This is a genomic window from Acinetobacter sp. ANC_7504, assembly GCF_056779995.1.
The window spans coordinates 1-19,393 of sequence record NZ_JBWYIZ010000013.1 but is presented as its reverse complement, the minus strand read 5'-3'; the positions used below and the strand labels follow the sequence as shown (position 1 = coordinate 19,393).

At 38.4% G+C, this 19,393-nt stretch carries 16 protein-coding genes; 7 read left to right on the top strand and 9 right to left on the bottom strand.

The window, feature by feature from the left end:
- Positions 1–56: 56 nt before the first annotated feature.
- The gene (gene ilvN, locus AC1M9F_RS12520; protein WP_035265631.1) at positions 57–548 is read right to left on the bottom strand and encodes an acetolactate synthase small subunit; all 492 of its coding nucleotides are present in this window, start codon (positions 546–548) and stop codon (positions 57–59) included.
- Positions 545–2,272: an acetolactate synthase 3 large subunit gene (locus tag AC1M9F_RS12515; RefSeq protein WP_035265632.1), complete on the bottom strand. Its 1,728-nt coding sequence runs from the start codon at positions 2,270–2,272 to the stop codon at positions 545–547. Before AC1M9F_RS12515 ends, ilvN begins: the two co-directional genes overlap by 4 nt.
- 554 nt (positions 2,273–2,826) lie before the next feature.
- Here AC1M9F_RS12515 and AC1M9F_RS12510 point away from each other — a divergent pair.
- The 7 genes from AC1M9F_RS12510 to AC1M9F_RS12480 all read left to right on the top strand — a co-directional run bounded on the left by AC1M9F_RS12510 (position 2,827) and on the right by AC1M9F_RS12480 (position 12,613).
- Entirely contained in the window at positions 2,827–3,186 is a 360-nt protein-coding gene (locus tag AC1M9F_RS12510; protein ID WP_481597929.1) for a DUF4124 domain-containing protein, read from the top strand.
- A gap of 122 nt (positions 3,187–3,308) precedes the next feature.
- Positions 3,309–5,930, top strand: coding sequence for a leucine--tRNA ligase (leuS, locus tag AC1M9F_RS12505; RefSeq protein WP_481597928.1), 2,622 nt, complete (start codon positions 3,309–3,311; stop codon positions 5,928–5,930).
- Between the two features lie 243 nt (positions 5,931–6,173).
- Complete coding sequence (locus AC1M9F_RS12500; protein WP_035270158.1) at positions 6,174–6,737, top strand: LPS-assembly lipoprotein LptE; 564 nt, start codon at positions 6,174–6,176, stop codon at positions 6,735–6,737.
- Between the two features lie 6 nt (positions 6,738–6,743).
- Positions 6,744–7,730, top strand: coding sequence for a DNA polymerase III subunit delta (gene holA / locus AC1M9F_RS12495; RefSeq protein ID WP_481597927.1), 987 nt, complete (start codon positions 6,744–6,746; stop codon positions 7,728–7,730).
- A gap of 123 nt (positions 7,731–7,853) precedes the next feature.
- Entirely contained in the window at positions 7,854–9,206 is a 1,353-nt protein-coding gene (locus AC1M9F_RS12490) for a MacA family efflux pump subunit (protein WP_481597926.1), read from the top strand.
- A gap of 2 nt (positions 9,207–9,208) precedes the next feature.
- Positions 9,209–11,185: a MacB family efflux pump subunit gene (locus AC1M9F_RS12485; RefSeq protein WP_481597925.1), complete on the top strand. Its 1,977-nt coding sequence runs from the start codon at positions 9,209–9,211 to the stop codon at positions 11,183–11,185.
- A gap of 12 nt (positions 11,186–11,197) precedes the next feature.
- The gene (locus AC1M9F_RS12480) at positions 11,198–12,613 is read left to right on the top strand and encodes an efflux transporter outer membrane subunit (RefSeq protein ID WP_481597924.1); all 1,416 of its coding nucleotides are present in this window, start codon (positions 11,198–11,200) and stop codon (positions 12,611–12,613) included.
- A gap of 89 nt (positions 12,614–12,702) precedes the next feature.
- Here the strand turns inward: AC1M9F_RS12480 and AC1M9F_RS12475 are convergent, their stop codons facing one another.
- The 7 genes from AC1M9F_RS12475 to AC1M9F_RS12445 form a co-directional block, all read right to left on the bottom strand.
- A complete protein-coding gene (locus AC1M9F_RS12475) occupies positions 12,703–13,125 on the bottom strand; it encodes a tetratricopeptide repeat protein (protein WP_481597951.1) in 423 nt (140 codons plus the stop codon).
- Positions 13,126–13,128: 3 nt separating this feature from the next.
- Complete coding sequence (locus AC1M9F_RS12470; RefSeq protein ID WP_481597923.1) at positions 13,129–13,476, bottom strand: tetratricopeptide repeat protein; 348 nt, start codon at positions 13,474–13,476, stop codon at positions 13,129–13,131.
- Positions 13,477–13,595: 119 nt separating this feature from the next.
- A complete protein-coding gene (locus tag AC1M9F_RS12465; RefSeq protein ID WP_481597922.1) occupies positions 13,596–14,162 on the bottom strand; it encodes a tetratricopeptide repeat protein in 567 nt (188 codons plus the stop codon).
- A gap of 312 nt (positions 14,163–14,474) precedes the next feature.
- On the bottom strand, positions 14,475–15,170 hold the full coding sequence (locus AC1M9F_RS12460) for a hypothetical protein (RefSeq protein WP_481597921.1): 696 nt from the start codon (positions 15,168–15,170) through the stop codon (positions 14,475–14,477).
- A 6-nt stretch (positions 15,171–15,176) separates the two neighbouring features.
- The gene (locus tag AC1M9F_RS12455) at positions 15,177–17,933 is read right to left on the bottom strand and encodes a T6SS effector BTH_I2691 family protein (protein WP_481597920.1); all 2,757 of its coding nucleotides are present in this window, start codon (positions 17,931–17,933) and stop codon (positions 15,177–15,179) included.
- Positions 17,926–18,882 carry a hypothetical protein gene (locus tag AC1M9F_RS12450; protein ID WP_481597919.1) on the bottom strand — a complete coding sequence of 319 codons (957 nt, stop codon included), beginning with the start codon at positions 18,880–18,882 and terminating at the stop codon, positions 17,926–17,928. The genes AC1M9F_RS12455 and AC1M9F_RS12450 overlap by 8 nt, the downstream gene beginning before the upstream one ends.
- Positions 18,879–19,393 (bottom strand): DUF2345 domain-containing protein (locus AC1M9F_RS12445; protein WP_481597918.1); only part of this gene is annotated, 515 nt, incomplete at its 5' end. The genes AC1M9F_RS12450 and AC1M9F_RS12445, both read right to left, overlap by 4 nt.

Below are 19,393 nucleotides of genomic sequence, written 5' to 3'. Positions count from 1 at the left end.
AATGTGGTTCGCCAACCCCCTCCTCTCGGAGGAGGGAAGAATTTGTTAATAAAAAATTAGATTGTTAAAACTTTTTCGCCACGTGCGATACCAGACACACCTGAACGTACAACTTCAAGAATGGTATTCTCTGCCAAAGCATCAATAAAACCATCAATTTTCTCAGTTGTACCCGCGATTTGAATCGTGTAAGTCGTTGGTGTTACATCCACGATTTGTCCGCGGAAGATATCTGCTGTGCGTTTAATTTCAGCACGCGCAGAACCCAAAGCTTTTACTTTGATTAACATCAATTCACGTTCAATGTGTGAACCTTCAGAAAGGTCAACCACTTTAACCACTTCAACAAGTTTGTTGAGTTGTTTTGTGATTTGCTCAATCTTGTGATCATCACCATAAGTCGTCAATGTCAAACGAGACATTGTTGGGTCTTCTGTTGGCGCAACGTTCAAAGTTTCAATGTTATAACCACGTTGTGAGAACAAACCCACTAAACGTGAAAGCGCGCCAGATTCGTTCTCAATGAGAACAGAGATGATATGTCTCATGCTGTGCGCTCCCCTTTAGATAACCACATATCTGTCATAGATTGACCCGCGATTAACATCGGATAAACATGCTCAGTACGGTCAACCATCACGTTGATGAATACACATTTATCATTAATCGCCATTGCTTCTGCAAGCTTCGATTCAAGCTCATCCGCATGATCAATTTGAATACCTACATGTCCGTAAGCTTCCATCAACTTCGCAAAGTCAGGCAATGACTCAACATATGAACTTGAGTGACGACCTTCATAATTCATATCTTGCCATTGTTTCACCATACCTAAAGCACGGTTGTTTAAGCACAAGATTTTAACATTTAGTCCATATTGCTTACATGTTGAGAGCTCTTGGATACACATCTGAATGGATGCTTCACCTGTAATACAAACAACTTGTTGGTCAGGGAATGCAAGCTTAGCCGCCATCGCATATGGAAGACCAACACCCATCGTGCCTAAGCCACCTGAGTTAATCCATTGACGTGGACGTGTGTATTTGTAATACAACGCACCAAACATCTGATGTTGACCAACGTCAGAAGTGATGATTGCTTGGCTGTTCGTTACTTTATCTAAAGCTTGAACAACTTGTTGAGGTTTCATCGTACCGTCAGTTGGTTTTTCATATTTCAAACCATGAACCTGACGCCACTCATTGATTTGTTTCCACCAATCCGCAATAGCTTCAGGGTTCGGCTTAGAAATATTCAGCTGTTTTAATTGCGCTAACATTTCTTGAAGAACTGGCTCTACCGCACCCACGATTGGGATATGCGCCATGATTGTTTTTGAAATCGTCGCAGGATCGATATCAATGTGAATCACTTTCGCATTTGGACAGAATTTTGCAGGATTATTGGTTACACGGTCATCGAAACGCGCACCAACACATAGAATCACATCAGCGTGACCCATGGTCATGTTCGCTTCATATGTCCCATGCATACCCAACATACCAATAAATTGAGGATCATTACCAGGGAATGCACCTAGCCCCATCAATGTATTGGTTACTGGATAACCCAATAGATGTGCTAATTCAGTCAATAAATGTGATGCATTGCCTTGAACAACACCACCGCCCGTATAAATAATAGGACGTTTAGCATTGATCAATTCATCAATAGCTTTGCGGATCTGACCAGTATGACCACGGTGTGGCGGCTGGTAAGAGCGCATTTTTACTTTTTCAGGGTATTCGTATGCAAATTTTTCAGCAGGGTTTGTTGCATCTTTTGGAATATCAACAACCACAGGACCTGGACGACCTGATGACGCGATATAGAAAGCTTTTTTAATAACCGCTGGAATTTCACTCGCATGACGCACTTGGAAACTGTGTTTCACGATTGGACGAGAAATACCCACCATATCCGTTTCTTGGAATGCATCTTCACCAATCAAATGGCTTGCAACCTGACCAGACAAAATCACCATTGGGATTGAGTCCATGTAAGCTGTCGCAATTGGTGTCACAGTGTTAGTCGCACCTGGACCCGAAGTCACCAGTACAACACCTGTCTTACCTGTTACGCGCGAGTATGCATCTGCCATATGACCAGCAGCTTGCTCATGACGCACGAGGTAATGATTAATTTTGTCTTGTTTGAATAGCGCGTCGTAAATGTGTAAAACTGCGCCGCCTGGATATCCAAAAACATGTTCAACGCCTTCGTCCGCCAATGCGCGAACAAGCATTTCACCACCAGATAAAAGTTCCAACGTATTCACCCTAATCTTATTTCCACGACGGTTATGGGAGACATAAGTCGTGTTTCATTCATTCGTTTGTATGCACTGTTATAGCACACATATTTCATCGTTTTTGCTGCAATAATAAAATTTTTCGATCACAACCGTTTGAGTTGCGACTGCATATTCAACATGTTGGGATAAACATATTTCTGCTATTTCATTGTCTCGGCTTAGAGACAACGTTATTGCAAGCTATGATATTTATTCGAAGGGTGATCGAACAAAACATATAAAACTAGAGCAGCATTTTTAGTTTTTTCACGACCAAAGTCAAGGTTTGCCGAAACCTTTTTATTGTTTATTTACCAACCGATTATTTTTCAAACGATAACTTTTGGTTGGATGATTTATAAAAAAAATTTCAAACACTTATTTTTAATATTTATATAAAACAATTTATACGCAAAATGATTTTTTTGATTAAAATAAAACCAATTAATCTTCATCAGTATCCTGCAAAATGCTGCGATATAAACGTGTAAAAGAACTCACTCCCCTCATATTTCTTTATAGGTGAAGTCATGAATTCACTAGCATCATCTTTAAAACTTTCTTGTTTAGCATCAACGGTTGTTTTCGTTTCTATTTATTCATCTATGGTGCAGGCAAAAGAATATTACAAATGGGTCGATCAAAATGGTTCAACCCACTACACCACTACCCCGCCACCAAAATCAGCAAAAAAGAAAGGTAAAGTTGAAACGTATGGTTGGAAAGCACCAACAACCTCAGTCAATACCAATACAAACCCGAGCGAAGCTCCTCAAACCTCACAGACTCAAACGATACCAACGCAACAGCACACAAACGGTGCTTCAAATACTGAGTCACAAAACACAAATGCTGCTCCATTAAGCGAAACTCAAGTTTCAAATGAGTGAAATTGTCTTTTTGATCTTAATTTAAGTTTTGCATCCATTTTCAGTCTGTAAAATTCACTTTTAGGTGCGTTTTGCGCTATGCTGTGCGCTAAATTTTTTAACCGTTCTCTTGTATTACGTATATGACTACTCACATTGACTCTGAATACCAAGCCAGTGCGATTGAGCCCCAAGTTCAACAGGACTGGGAATCTCGCAAAGCCTTTAAAGTTGCCGACACTGTAGAAGGTCCACGTCGATATATCCTCTCGATGTTCCCTTACCCAAGTGGCAAACTGCATATGGGTCATGTACGTAACTACACGATTGGTGATGTGATCAGCCGCTTCCACCGTTTAAAAGGTGAAACTGTATTACAACCTATGGGTTGGGATGCGTTTGGTTTACCTGCTGAAAATGCTGCGATTGCACACCAAGTTGCACCTGCAAAATGGACCTTTGAAAATATCGATTACATGCGTAATCAGCTTAAAAAATTAGGTCTTGCGGTTGATTGGGATCGTGAATTTGCAACGTGTACACCAGAATATTATCGCTGGGAACAATGGTTATTCGTTCAGCTTTATAAAAAAGGCTTAATCTACCGTAAGCTTTCAACGGTAAATTGGGACCCTGTAGACCAAACTGTACTTGCAAATGAACAAGTAGAAAATGGTCGTGGTTGGCGTTCAGGTGCCTTGGTTGAAAAACGTGATATTCCAATGTACTACTTCCGCATCACTGACTATGCGCAAGAATTACTTGACGATTTAGACACACTCAAAGACGGTTGGCCACAACAAGTCCTTACGATGCAACGTAACTGGATTGGTCGCTCACAGGGTATGGAAATTACCTTCCCTTCAGCAAATCCTGAAATTTATGCAGATGGCTTAACAGTCTTTACCACGCGTGCCGATACCTTAATGGGCGTGACGTATGTTGCTGTTGCAGCAGAACACCCTATGGCGCTTAAAGCTGCTGAAACTAACCCTGAATTGGCTGCATTTATCGAAGAATGCCGTATGGGTTCAGTGGCAGAAGCAGATCTTGCCACTGCTGAGAAGAAAGGCATGGCAACAGGTCTTTCTGTGAAGCACCCTGTCACAGGCGAAGAAGTTCCTGTTTGGATCGCAAACTATGTATTGATGTCATACGGTTCAGGTGCGGTGATGGCGGTTCCATCACACGATGAACGTGACTTCGAATTTGCCAATAAGTATGGCTTAACTATTAAGCAAGTCATTGATGCCAAAGGCGCTGATGATGCTGAATTCTCTGCGACAGAATGGCAAGAATGGTACGGCTCAAAAGAAGGTAAATTGGTCAATTCAGGCGAATTTGACGGTTTAGACTTCCAAGGTGCATTTGATGCATTCTTAGCAAAATTAGAACCACAAGGTCTTGCGAATGTAAAAGTTCAATTCCGTTTACGTGACTGGGGTGTTTCTCGTCAGCGTTATTGGGGTTGTCCAATTCCAATGATTAACTGCCCAACTTGTGGTCAAGTGCCAGTACCTGAAGATCAACTTCCTGTTGTACTTCCAACTGACGTTGTACCAGATGGTTCAGGTAACCCTCTCAACAAGATGCCTGAATTCTATGAAACGAAATGTCCAAGCTGTAACGGCGACGCACGTCGTGAAACAGATACACTTGATACATTCGTAGAATCATCTTGGTACTATGCGCGATATGCATCTCCTGACTTTACTGGTGGTATGGTTAAACCTGAAGCGGGTCAAACTTGGCTTCCTGTAAACCAATACATCGGTGGTGTTGAACACGCGATTCTGCATTTGTTATATGCACGTTTCTTCCACAAATTGATGCGTGATGAAGGTGTAGTACAAGGTAACGAACCATTCACCAACTTGTTAACGCAAGGTATGGTACTTGCTGATACCTATTACCGTGAATCTGAATCAGGTAAGAAAACGTGGTTCAATCCTGCTGACATCGAGTTAGAGAAAGACGAAAAAGGTCGTATCACTTCTGCGAAATATAAAGAAGATGGTCAAGACGTTATCGTTGGCGGTCAAGAAAAAATGTCGAAATCGAAAAATAACGGTATCGACCCACAAGCGATTATTGACCAATACGGCGCAGATACTGCACGTGTATTCATGATGTTTGCTGCACCACCTGATCAATCACTTGAATGGTCTGATGCAGGTGTGGAAGGTGCTAACCGTTTCTTAAAACGTGTATGGCGCTTGGCAACTGGTTTCCTTGAACAAGGTAATACTGCATCAGAGATTGATAAAGCTGCGCTTTCAACTGCTGCGCAAGACTTACGTCGTAAGACTCACGAAACCATCCAAAAAGTGGGTGATGACATTGAACGTCGTCATGCATTTAATACTGCGATTGCAGCGATGATGGAACTTCTGAATGCAAACAATAAGTTTGAAGCGAAAGATGATAACGATGTTGCTGTAGCACGTGAGTCTATTACAACGCTTCTAACTTTACTTGCTCCATTTGCACCGCATTTAAGTGAAACGTTATTGGCGCAGTTTGGTATCGAGTTAAATGCAACATTATTCCCTCAAGTGGATGAATCTGCATTAACACGTAATACACAAACCATTGTGGTTCAAGTGAACGGTAAGCTTCGTGGCAAACTTGAAGTGCCTGTCGATGCATCGAAAGATGACATTCTGGCGCAAGCAAAAGCATTGCCTGAAGTACAACAATTCTTAACAGGTCCAACCAAGAAAGAAATCGTTGTTCCGAATAAATTAGTGAATTTGGTGGTTTAAGAACCTTAAAGCCTCCCTGAGTAAGATATAAAGCACAGCTTTAGATCAAAGCGCAAGAAAGGGAGGTTTGGAGGGATTTAATCTCCCTTGCGAAGCATTGCTTCTCACCTCTTTTAAAAGGAGGGGAATATAAGGATTTCACAATTCCCAAACAAAGCCCGTTGCCAGTCAACGGGCTTTGCACATACAATCAGAATATTCAAAATTTATCCTGCGTCTCAGGAAATACACAGAGGATCTACAATGCATTTGAGCAAACGTTTAGCTATTGCTGTTCTAACTTTAGGCTTAAGCGCAACTATGGTCGGCTGTGGATTTCATCTAAAAGGGACCAATCCAACTTCAACGCCACTGGCTTATACAAAGCTTGAATTAGCACTCCCTGCCAATACTTCTGATTTAGAGCGTAAACTCAGTGTTTATCTCACTGCTGCAGGTGTGCAACTAAGTAACTCTAACGATGCATATGTATTGCGTATCATTGACTATAAGCCAATTCGCCATGAGCTCAACGGCAAACTCATTGAAGTTCTACTCAGACTTTCTGTGACTTTCCAAATCGAAGATCGTCAAGGTAACTTGGTGACAAAACCTCGAACTTTAACTGCGACACGTACATATCAATATAATGTTGCAACCGTGAACACAGATGATCAACAAAATAAATATCTCAGTGAAATCTTAATTGACGATGTCGCTCAACAGATCTCTCGTCAAATTGCTGCAAACCGTCTGCCAAAAGCAGAAGCAAATGTACTGTTACCTGTGCAACAAACTTTTGAACCTACTGCCTCTGAAAATCCGTAACTCAGAATGAAGTTAGATTATCTACAAGCATTAAAACGTGTAAATGAAGCACGTGGTGCATGGGTATTACATGGTCAAGAACCTTTACTTGAGCAAAATCTTTTAGATGCTTTCCGTCAAAGTTGGATCATCAATCACGTGGAAAGAGAACGCTATGACATCCAAAGCGTTGCTGATTGGAAAAATGTATTTAATGCACTCAACAGCCTTTCTCTTTTTTCACAAAATCTCGCAGTAGAGGTCCATGGTAACATTAAGCCAGATGCCAATGCGTTAAAGTTACTCAAGCATTATATCCAGCATAATGAACACAACTTGTTGTTGATCATTATGCCTAAGCAAGATAGCAGTAGCTTAAAGTCGGCGTTTTTTCAAACGATTGAAGCCAATGGCGTCTTGGTTCCTCTTACAGCAACTTATGTGCAAGATCGTCAGCGTATACTCAGCATAGAAGCTGATAAAATTGGGATTCAACTGAGCCAAGATGCATGGCAATGGCTCGAAGTCCACCACGAACATAATTTATTGGCTGCTAAAAACAGCTTAATGCGTCTGGCAGACACGTTCCCCGATGTACAGCATCTTGAAATGCAACATTTGCTCGAATGCTTACAAGATCAATCACGCTATACCACTTTTGACTTAAGCGATGCATTAATTTCAGGCAACCTAAGTCAAGCGATCAAAATATACCAATATTTAGTCGAAGCTGGCGAACCACACAGTTTAGTATTATGGACGGTAAGCAAAGAAATGCGCTTACTGATGCAACTTTTTGAGCAACCACAAAATGCATTACAACTCGGCATCTGGAAAACCAAAGTCAGTCTTTATCAACAAGCCTTGAGACGTCTTAATCCCAAGCAATTTCTCACATGGCCACAATTGCTATTAAGAATCGATGCTGCCATCAAAGGCAAAAATAATGAAAATCCAGAACACCTCATGCAACAAGCCATTGCTGAATTATGTGGAAAAACCTTGTTTGCTTAGTTAACGAGCAAGGTCTATTTATAACTATAAAAATGATTATTGATTTTATTTAAGAAAAATACACTTTTTATCCTTATTTCATCATTATAATTCTTTTAATTTCCGTCATTTTTCAATATCGCCATGCAAAAAATAAAACCAACGAAATTGATTATCATCGCGATCATTACGATTGCAGCTATCGCTCTAGCTTGGTATTTCTTTAAACCTAAAGATGAGCAACCTCAGTTGATTACCGCTGAAGTGACACGTGGTGATATTGAAAACTCTGTCCTTGCAACAGGTGTATTAGAAGCGACCAAAATGGTTAGCGTTGGTGCACAGGTTTCAGGTCAGGTGAAAAAAATGTATGTACAACTGGGTGATCAAGTCAAACAAGGTCAACTGATTGCTCAAATCGATTCCGTTCGTCAGGAAAATGATCTAAAAACAGCTGAAGCCAGCATTAAAAATCAGTTGGCTCAATTGGCAGTCAAACAAGCAAATCTGACTAAAGTTGAGGCGGAATATAATCGCCAAAAAGCCATGTATGCCCAAGATGCAACTTCTCGTGCCGAATATGAGTCCGCATTAGCAAGTTATAAAACTGCTCAAGCCGATATCGTCGCGATGAATGCTCAAATCGAGCAATCTCGTTTATCACTGGCTACGACTAAAGAAGATTTAGGCTATACCCGTATCGTTGCTCCGATGGATGGCACAATTGTGGCAATTGTGACTGAAGAAGGTCAAACAGTGAACGCGAATCAAAGCGCGCCAACCATCGTGAAATTAGCAAAACTTGACACCATGACGGTTAAGGCTGAAATTTCTGAAGCAGATGTTATGCGTGTTGAGGAAGGTCAAACTGTTTATTTCACTACTTTAGGTAATAGCGAGAAAAAGCATTACGCAACACTGCGTCAAGTTGAACCTGCACCTAACTCAATCAATACAGAAACCAACAACTCAAATTCATCTTCATCAAGTACAGCTGTGTATTACAACGCTCTATTCGATGTTCCTAATGAAGATGGAAAATTGCGTATTGATATGACTGCACAAGTTTATATCGTGTTAGATGAAGTAAAGAATGCACTGACTATTCCATCTTCTGCTGTTCAAAGCTCTAATCGTCCTGCTCGCCAGCGTGGTGCAAATGCGGGTTCAAATGCCCAAGAACGTAATGAACAAGCTCGTGGTGAAGGGCGTGCCGAACGTTCATCAGCTGATCGTCCTAAGCGTTTAGAATTAACCGCTGAGGAAAAGGCATTAGTCGATCAAGGTAAAGCTTCCATGGCTATGGTACGCGTACTTCAATCAGATGGCACAGCCAAACCGACCCCTGTTCTTATCGGTCTAAATAACCGTGCAACAGCGCAAGTTTTACGCGGTTTAAAATTAGGCGATAAGGTGGTGATCGCTGATGGCTCTGACTCATCAAATGACTCAGCTAAACGTGGCGCACGTGGTGGCGCTGGTCCAATGAGAATGTAATTATGAGTCAGACCAGAACACCTCTACTCGAGGTCAAAAACCTGACCCGTGAATTCCCTGCTGGTGAATCTACTGTGCAAATTCTAAAAGGGGTAAATCTTGAGATTTATCCTGGAGAATTGGTTGCCATTGTAGGTCAGTCAGGCTCAGGAAAATCAACACTGATGAACATCTTAGGATGTTTAGATAAACCGACCAATGGTAGCTACAAGGTTAAGGGCCGCGAAACACGTGAGCTAGAACCTGATGAACTTGCTCAATTACGCCGTGAATATTTCGGATTCATCTTCCAGCGCTACCATTTACTTGGTGACTTAAATGCAGCTGGTAATGTCGAAGTCCCTGCGATCTATGCCGGCGCTGATGCTTCTGAACGCCATGATCGTGCGGTTCAACTTTTGTCCGATTTAGGTCTAGGTGAAAAAACCCAAAACCGCCCAAGTCAACTTTCAGGTGGTCAGCAACAGCGTGTTTCGATTGCTCGCGCGTTGATGAATGGCGGTGATGTTATTCTCGCCGATGAGCCTACAGGTGCATTAGATAAAAAAAGCGGTATTGAAGTGATGCGTATTTTACGCGAACTGAATGCCAAAGGTCATACCATCATTCTCGTTACTCATGATCACAATGTTGCCAAAAATGCGACTCGTATTATTGAGATTTCAGACGGTAATATTATTTCAGATGAACCCAATGTTCCTGAGATTGATGATGGCTTTGAACGTGAAGGATTGATTCGTGCTGAGCAAAAGAAAACATCGTCTTGGCGTTCAGCTTTAGACCGTTTAGGTGAAGCTTTCCGCATGGCGCTTCTGGCCATGAATGCTCATCGAATGCGTACTTTTTTGACTATGCTCGGAATCATTATCGGGATCGCATCTGTCGTTTCGGTTGTCGCACTTGGTAATGGATCACAAAAACAAATTTTAGAAAATATTAGTAGTTTGGGGACCAATACCATTACGGTCTACCAAGGACGTGGTTTTGGTGATAACTCCCGATCTTCTCAGGCCAAGACCTTAATCCCTGCTGATGCTGATGCATTAGCGGAACAGCCTTACGTAGATGGTGTAAGTCCTTCAGTCAATAGTTCTGTCACGGGAAGATATAAAGATGTAGAGGCATCCACGACAGTCAATGGCGTGAGTGAAGACTTTTTCTATGTGCGTGGTTTAACGTTTAAATCAGGTCAACCATTTGACAAACATAGTGTTACTGAACAAGCCCAAGATGTTGTGATTGATACCAATACCCAAAAGACATTCTTTAGCGATGGTACGGATCCTATTGGTCAAGTAATTCTATTGGGCAGTGTACCTAGTCGTATTATTGGTATCGTAGATGCTCAACAAGGTGCAATGGGTAATTCAGATAGTCTTAATGTCTATCTCCCTTACTCAACCGTCATGAGTCGAATGCTTGGACAGTCGAATGTGAGAAGCATCATCGTTCGTGTAAAAGATGAATATTCAAGCACAGCTGCTGAAAATGCAATCTTGAATTTATTAGTTCAACGTCATGGTACTCAAGATGTCTTCACACAAAATGCGGACAGTATTCGTGAAACCATCCAGCAAACTACCGCTACAATGACTTTACTCATTTCTGCGATTGCTGTGATTTCTTTGGTCGTTGGTGGTATCGGTGTCATGAACATTATGTTGGTGTCTGTCACTGAACGAACGCAAGAAATTGGTGTACGAATGGCCGTGGGTGCTCGACAAAGCGATATTTTGCAACAATTCCTGATTGAAGCCGTATTGGTCTGTATTTTAGGCGGTATCCTTGGGGTGTTGTTGTCACTGGGAATTGGTCAGCTGATTACACACTTTGCTGGTGGCACGTTCCAAATGGCGTATTCAACCACATCAATAATAGCCGCATTCGTTTGTTCAAGTTTAATCGGGATCGTATTCGGTTTTATCCCAGCACGAAATGCTGCTCGTTTAAATCCTGTCGATGCACTGTCAAGAGAATAATAGGGTACAACTATGCGTAATCAACTTCATAAACTGTTCATGACCTTAGCATTGACAGGCTCTTTAGTCGGTTGTGCGGCTGTAGTGAAAACGCCTTATCAAGCTCCTGCAGTCGATATTCCACAGGGCTTTCAAAACAGCCAACAACACAGCCAAAATATCCACCAACAGGCTTTTCATGATCAATGGTGGACATTATTTGGTGATGCACAGCTCAACCAATTGGTTGAACAAGTGATTGCCCGTAATACTGATTTAGCTGTTGCTGGGATTAATTTGCAACAAGCACGCCTTCAAGCCAAGCAATCTGAAAGTCAGCAAGGTGTGCGTATTGGCAATGCAGGTGCATCGGTCGGTCATCGTTTTAGTTTAGATGGTGATGGTGATTCTTCAAATGGTATTTCACTGAACTATCCTGGCTTAAGCTATGAGCTGGATTTATTCGGTAAATTGGCCAATCAAACTGAAGCATCTCGATGGGAAGCGCTTGCGACTGAGCAAGATTTACAAGCCACTGCACAAAGCCTGATTGCAACAACTGCACAATTGTATTGGCAATTGGGATATCTTAATGAACGCCTATCTGTGGCTCAACAAAATTTGGCGAGTACGCAGAAAACTTATGAATTAGTGCAAACACAGTATCGAGCTGGGGCGGTATCAGGTCTTGATTTAACGTCAGCTGAACAAGCTGTTCAAAGTCAAAAAGCTACGTTAAGCCAGATCGAACAGCAAAAAGTTGAAACTCGAACTGCTCTTGCGGTATTGCTCAATCAACCTGTGCAACAGTTGAATATCTCGGAGCCACAGCGCTTACCACTTTCTGCCCTACCGCAAATTCAATCAGGCTTACCAGCTGAGCTTTTATCGCGCCGTCCTGATTTGCAAGCAGCCGAGTTACGTTTACGCAAAGCACTTGCCAATAAAGATGCCAATAAAGCAAGTTATTACCCTTCGATTAATTTAACAGGTAGTATAACTACTGGAGGCTCAAGCACTTCGCTGAGTAATGTGCTGTCTAATCCTGCTGCAATATTGGGTGCGGGTCTTACACTACCTTTCTTGCAATGGAATGATATGAAACGTGATTTGCGTGTTAACGAATTGGATTATGAAAAGTCAATTATTCAATACCGTCAGACCTTATACAAAGCTTTTGCCGATGTTGAAAATGCGTTATCTGCACGCAATGAAATAGACAAACAAGTCGCTTTACAAGAACGTAATGTTCAGCTTGCTGAGAAAACGGAACAACTCACGCAAGTGCGTTATAAGAATGGTGCGATTGCGCTGAAGAATTTGATAGATGCCCAGCGTACTACTCGTGAAGCACGTTTGAGTTTGGTTCAAGCCAAACAGACTCAGTACAATGCTTATGTGACATTATTACAGGCTTTGGGTGGAAGTCCGATTAAACAGTTACCTTAAATAAAAAAAGCCCTTTCGGGCTTTTTTTACAATTTCATTATTTTCAAACTATCCATATGAGAAAATAAAAGATGATTGATATGGTCTAATTATTTTTCTAACTCTTCCAGCGCTAATTTAGCTTCTTTTACGCCATTGAAATTTGCAAGTTTAAACCAATGTTTCGCTTTTTCTTCATCATTGAAATGACTTAAATAAATGTATCCTAGATTATATTGAGCCATACCATAATTCTCATTAGCCAACTCTTCATATATTTTTTGTGCTTGGGAAATATCTTGATGCTTCAAATAATAATTACCTAAATTAAATTTGGCACGTTGATGACCTTGTCTAGCTGCTTCCATATACAAACCAATACCTTTTTCTTCATCCTCTTCCACCCCATCACCCTGATAATACATCGTTCCTAGAGCAAATTGAGCCTCCGAGAATCCTTTTTGCGTTGATTCCTCAAAATATTTTAAAGCTTGGGTATTGTCTTGCTTTACATATTTTCCTTCCTTATAAATTACTCATAAATTATACAATGCTGCTGGCTCCCCAGATTTTGCTGCTTTTTGCAGCCAAAAAAAAGCTTGTTCATAGTCTACAGTTGTACCAACACCATCATAGTACATTTGTGCCAAATCAATTTGAGCTTTAGTATGTCCTCTCTGAGCAGCTTTTTTTAAAATTTCAAATGCTTTCTTATAGTCTTTATTCTTACCATTAATACCTAAATAATAATTCTCGCCCTCTAAATATAAATCTTCAGTTTTCATTGATTCAATAGTACTTTGAGTTGTAGACTTTGAACTATTTTCACAAGCTAATAACCCCCAAATAACTATACTTAAAATGAGGAAAAAATAGGATTTCATATTTCCACTTCTACTTATGAGATCTTAAAATCAATGAATTTATAGAATTTAATAGAGATTAAATAAGTGTTCTAAGTAATCTATAAAATACTTATAAACCCACTAAATACTCATACAACTTAACGCTTTAATTCTTCGTATTGTTTTTTTAAGTGCGCTGCTTTAGCTGGATTATATTTCAAGCTTGCTTCATCACCATAAATTTCAGAAAGTAATTCATAAGCGCCTTCATCACCTTGTTTAAAAGCAACTTTTGCATATTTTATTGCTTCATCTAGATTTTGATTTACACCATTACCAGTATAATATTTTAGTGCAACATTATAATTCGCAAATACCTGTCCATTATCTGCAGCCTTTTTAAACCATAAAAAAGATTTTTTAGGGTCTTTATCCACCCCGTCACCGCTTTCGTAGGCTAACCCAACATTATTCTGAGAGTCTAAATCACCTTGCTCTGCAGCTTTTAACGCCCATTCAAATGAAGCAGCTAAATCCTTGTTAACACCATCAACATTATATAATAGACCTGAAACTAACACTTGAGACTGTAACAAGCCTTTTTCCGCAGATTGTAGAAAATAATGATATGCTTTCTTTTTATCCAGCTCAACCCCGAGCCCCTTATAGTAAGCTACTCCAACGTTGTGTAATCCAGCTGCCTCACCTTTATCAGCTAGTTTCATAAACCATTGCGTAGAAGCTTTATCATTTCTTCATACAACTTCATTTCCCTCTCTAAGCAATAAACCCAATTGCAACATAGCATCTGTGGATCCTAGTTCTGCTGCCATGTTATAAAGTTCATAAGCTTTCTTTAAATTTTCCTTGCCACCATTAGATGCGTAGGTCGTTGCTAATTTAAAATCTCAGAAGAATTTTCTAATTTTATAAGCGTATTGATATCCTGACTCTCATTTTCTGCAGTTTTCTTTGCATTAGAGTCATTATTACAACCAATTATTAGAGTGCTTAAAATTAAAAATAAAAAAGATTTTTCATTTTTTCTCAAAATAGTCGTTTGGATATGGATTATTTTCCTTAAATGCATCTTGATACTCAATGACCCAAGACTTTGTCATATGTTCATTTTTATCAACAAAAGAATTTTTAGTTAAATTAATCTCATCTATATTATTTACACCCAATAATTCTAATATTTTTTCAGTAAGATACCCTTTTCCTTCTTCGGCTTTGTACATTGGTAAACTCACAAAAAAATATATAAGAGCAATACATATAACTATAGTAATTATATTATAAATAAACCCTTCACTTAAAAAAAATACTACAAAAAAAGTAACAATAAAAAAGCAAAGATTTATTAAACTATATTTTTTTTTCAATTGTTTAATAGTTTCACCCGTGCCAACAGGGATATACATTTTATTATCTTTTGGGTCAATTAAAACTAAAGCGACATTATCCTGTACTAAACATATCAATTTAGCCCCTTCATTGAAGTAAATATCTTCAAAAACACCTTGATATTTTTCTCCATTCAACTCAAAACTACACTCTTTAACATCCCATTGACTATTTGCAACTAAAACAGCTTGTGAGGCTAATGTAGCACTTCCAACAGCCGCTCCAAGGGCAGCAGAAATAGTTGCTTGTTTACCACTATTTTTTATAAAATCATATTTTGTTTTACTAACAAAAAGTTTATTAATTTGACCTTCAATAATTCTCATTTAAAATTATCCTAAATTAGAATGTATAGCTTCTTCAAATGCCTTACTTTCCGCTATAACATCTTTAAATAAAGTTTCTGAGTTATTTTCTGTTTCACGAAAAGCGCACTGCTTACACCACTTCTCCAAAGAATTATCAAAAAAGAATCTTCTAATAAAAATTTCAGCAACAGTAACCCCTAAACCTAATAGGTTAAACTTTCCAACAGCTGATAATGCGAATTGAAATAATCTACCACGAGCTATTTTTTCTGAGAAATTTTTTAATGAGTTCGATACTACATATTTACTTATTACTTTTAGAGAATAACTAAAAGCAATATATGTACCAGCCAATGTTGTAGCTAACCCTGATAAAACTTTAATTGCTAAAATAACTCTAAACACTAAAATATTTTCTTTAGAGTAAGATTTTGCATCTAACCAAGCTCCCATTGCTCCACCTATTGTGGCAAAAATTGCACCTGCTGCTTTTAGACCACCTGTGACATTCCACCGACTGTCTTGAAACCAAGAACCTGTCATATCTAAGGAGGCTCCTAACAAGCTCATCGTTGCTGCATTATATTGAGAAACAAATTCAAAATCTTTTTTACCTTCCTCATTTGCTTTTTCTCTTTGCAACATAAAGTTAAGGAACTCAAAAAACGTAACAATTGCTGCCACACGATTTGAACTTGAATTTGCTCTAGATGTGACATCATCAATTGCTTCTTGTAACCTGTAATCAAACCATTTTTTTGCTGTCGTTTGACCTTTAGAACTTATATTAGCATCGCGACTAGCTTTCCAAATTTTATAATCAATTCCATAAAAATAAGAATTCATACCAAATTTATCTGCTAGAGCGCCTGTCTTCGCTCTTAAAATAAATAACCAACGTGCAAACTCTGTTGGATATTTTCCACTAATCCCAACTTTCGGAGTTCGATCGATGACATATTTCATTGACTCAGATAACCAATGAAAAGCAAAACCCGTCGTAGTTTTTTGCAGTGACGGCATTGAATCTTGTAACTGTTTATTATTGACCCAATTATCCCATGCGGCATCAGCTGCAGTAAACGCCCCCACCAACCCTTTACCTATAGAAAGTGAGTTTTCCCAGTCAGACAATTTTCCTTCATTCATTGCCGTATCAAATTTATTTTCGATATCTTTTATATTGAAACAATATGCTTTTAGATATAAATTTTCTTGATCAATTTTATCTTTGACTAACCACTTAGTTAAAAAATCATAGCTAACTCTATTTCCACTCATTCCTTTCATCAAGTCACTAACAAGAACATGATAGTAAAATCCAAACGGCACCAATATTTTCGTATCAAATACATAGAGAGCATCCCTAAGTGACTTTGAACCTAACCATGCAATATGATCATTTGCATAACTAGATGCTATAGCTTCATAACTTTCAGATTTATTAGTGAATTCTTCTTTAAAGTTATTATAAGCTGGAAGATCTAGCAATTTACTGTATTTGTTATTCCACTGATCTGTCCCTTTCTGAATACCTAAGCCAGTATAATAATTGTCAAACTTCTCTTTGTTTTGCGCCCAAATCTTTTCTTTTTCTTTAATCTTATTTTTTAAATACTCAACTTTTACATAATTTCCATTTTTTTGTGCTTGAGCTAACTCTTGTTCGAGCAAAGCTACACCTGAATCATTTATTTTATCCATTGATTCTGATGCTTTTAACTTTACACTGACAAAGTTTCTTTGAAGGGCTTGCTCTAAACCATCGATTGTTGTCATGGTATAAAGCTTATGTTCATTAGTTATTTTAGTTTTAGGATCTTTATAATCCAAAAATGTTTTAATACTTTTAAAAGATAACTCATTTCTAGAATTATTTAAATCTCTTGTAATACCTATAGCATCGTATAAACCTATACATGTAAAAGCATTTTTATAAGTATTAAATAACTCTTTCATTTTTTTAATTCGAGCTTCGCCTAAACTAGAAAGGTTATAAATTGATTTATCTATATTAGCAAGACCAAAACAATGTGGTTGATCACTTCCACCAATCTTGACGCTTTGCCATTTTCCCTGAGAAACAAAAGTATCCGCATTTTTTTCGTATTCGGCTCGTTTAGCATCACTAATAGGAGCATGCGAATAAATAATATAGGCTTTAGTTGCAGGATCACTCGGTCTAGACTCAATTGTTATAAGGGATGCAGCAAACTTGTGTTTTGGATTGTTACAGGCAAACTCAGGAACATTAACTGGTGCGTTTTTACCATTTTCAACAACAAAATACGATAAATAACCTTGTGGTGTAATTTTATACCCAGCCCAATTTCCTTTAAATCCAGATTTTGCTCTTTTAGTTAAACAATAAATATATCCTTCGCTTAAAATTTTGGTGGTATAGCCAAACTTACCAATCTTAATATCTTTAACATTTTGACCAAGGTTAGTTGGTAATGGTTTCTTTTTATCTATTGTTACTGCATAACGTAAGGGCAAGATATTAAATCCACTACTCCTACAAAAGTTAGAACACTCCTTCGCATTCTCCTTCGCTACAGCTGTTGCTTTATTATTGGGTATAGGTCCAAGCGATGGTTTATTCTTCTGCGCAGCCTTTTCTAAATTAGTCTTCGTTTGCTTTGGATCTAATATGACTTTTTGATTTGTCTGTGTTGTTTTTATCCATTTTTCTAAAGCTGTTGCATCTACTTTAACGCCCTTAGCACGTTCTAAAGGATTTTCTAAACTAACTGTATTAATTCTTTTTTCATTACCCATGGATGCTTCTCTCTAAATTATTTACATCTTCTCTTATTGAAATCCAGTCATCTTGATCAATTAAACTCATCGCTTCATTAAAATCATAGTCATTTGAATCTTTCATCCAATATTGATCTAAAACTTTTTTAACTAATGGATGGTGAAAAAAATATCTTCCTAAAATTTCTGCATACAAACCATAACTATACAAATCAGCATATTTATGAATTTCATGCTCTTCATGTGCTGTGAATAAATTCAAAAATATATTTTTAGAGTTTATATTCTTCCTATCTATAGAATGGTTCTTGTGCGCTTCAACGTACACTAGATTACTAATTTCAATAAGATCCAATGCTATAGATTGCTCTCGAGATAGCTTATGAATTTTTTTTGAGATCAATCCATTATTATGATTTTTAGACCAACTAAAATACCCCATTGGATGTACAAAATTCCAACTCTCAAATATATCTAATAAACTATTAAACTCATTTTCCTTGAATATTTGATCTAAATAAATCAAAACTCTAGGATCATACCAACGGAATAAAATTTTTGAATTTAGATCTTGAACGACCACACTACTTTTGAATTTTTCATTTATTTTATTATTATCAAGTATACTTGTCCCAAATCCATGTACTAAATATTTATCATTTTGAACTTCAAAATTATTGGAAATTTTTTCAGCGATTTCTTTCCCAACTTTTTCTAGTACATCTTTCTTGTTTATTTCCAAAAAAAATAAATTAGTATTTTTTGGATTATTCCCCTGAGCTAAAGGTAAATAAATAATATTCTCTTCTTTTAAGCAGCTTTTTATCTCACTAAAACTATCAGCTTCTAAAGTTTCATCAACTAAAATCAATAATCGACCAGTTCTATCAAAAAGAGCGCTCATACCTTCAAAGACTTTAACTGTAGAACATTTTTTATTCTTATTTGCTAAATAAAAACCACTCATAAAATCACCTTAGCTGAACCTGACTCTGCAGCTTGTCCTTGCTTTGCTGAGCAATCAGGTAAATTTAAAGCTGGAGGATTTACTGATGCGGGTGAAGTAAACTTATGCTGTCCAGCCTTAGCTTCAAACTTCCCACCTGTAGTTGGGAATATCCCTGAACCATTTAACTTAATCTGCGAACCACCTGCAGTTAAGTTAATTTCTTTCGGACTGGTGATATAAATCGTATCTTCCGTGGAAATAATCTGCACACCCTTTCTTGCAATCAGGTCAGCACCATCCCCTTGGGCTTGAATCTCGATCTTGCCTTTGCCTGCATACAGTCGTGCCCCTTCTTGCGCTGCAAATAAACTGATCTTTTTGCTGGCATGTCCGATGATGCTGTCTTGCGTACTGGTGTTAATGCTTCCTTGTGCAATTTGGTTGATCTGCCCATCTGCACTGAGGTGGATGTCTTCGTTACTTTCTACGGCAATTGAACTTGGTGAAGCCAAGAGCATGATCGCTTGTT

Coding starts and splice junctions, on each gene's coding strand:
- AC1M9F_RS12485 (WP_481597925.1), top strand. CDS start 9,209: ATGAGTCAGACCAGAACACCTCTACTCGAGGTCAAAAACCTGACCCGT.
- ilvN (WP_035265631.1), bottom strand. CDS start 548: ATGAGACATATCATCTCTGTTCTCATTGAGAACGAATCTGGCGCGCTT.
- AC1M9F_RS12470 (WP_481597923.1), bottom strand. CDS start 13,476: ATGAAATCCTATTTTTTCCTCATTTTAAGTATAGTTATTTGGGGGTTA.
- AC1M9F_RS12465 (WP_481597922.1), bottom strand. CDS start 14,162: ATGAAACTAGCTGATAAAGGTGAGGCAGCTGGATTACACAACGTTGGA.
- AC1M9F_RS12500 (WP_035270158.1), top strand. CDS start 6,174: ATGCATTTGAGCAAACGTTTAGCTATTGCTGTTCTAACTTTAGGCTTA.
- holA (WP_481597927.1), top strand. CDS start 6,744: ATGAAGTTAGATTATCTACAAGCATTAAAACGTGTAAATGAAGCACGT.
- AC1M9F_RS12455 (WP_481597920.1), bottom strand. CDS start 17,933: ATGGGTAATGAAAAAAGAATTAATACAGTTAGTTTAGAAAATCCTTTA.
- AC1M9F_RS12490 (WP_481597926.1), top strand. CDS start 7,854: ATGCAAAAAATAAAACCAACGAAATTGATTATCATCGCGATCATTACG.
- AC1M9F_RS12510 (WP_481597929.1), top strand. CDS start 2,827: ATGAATTCACTAGCATCATCTTTAAAACTTTCTTGTTTAGCATCAACG.
- AC1M9F_RS12450 (WP_481597919.1), bottom strand. CDS start 18,882: ATGAGTGGTTTTTATTTAGCAAATAAGAATAAAAAATGTTCTACAGTT.
- AC1M9F_RS12460 (WP_481597921.1), bottom strand. CDS start 15,170: ATGAGAATTATTGAAGGTCAAATTAATAAACTTTTTGTTAGTAAAACA.
- leuS (WP_481597928.1), top strand. CDS start 3,309: ATGACTACTCACATTGACTCTGAATACCAAGCCAGTGCGATTGAGCCC.
- AC1M9F_RS12480 (WP_481597924.1), top strand. CDS start 11,198: ATGCGTAATCAACTTCATAAACTGTTCATGACCTTAGCATTGACAGGC.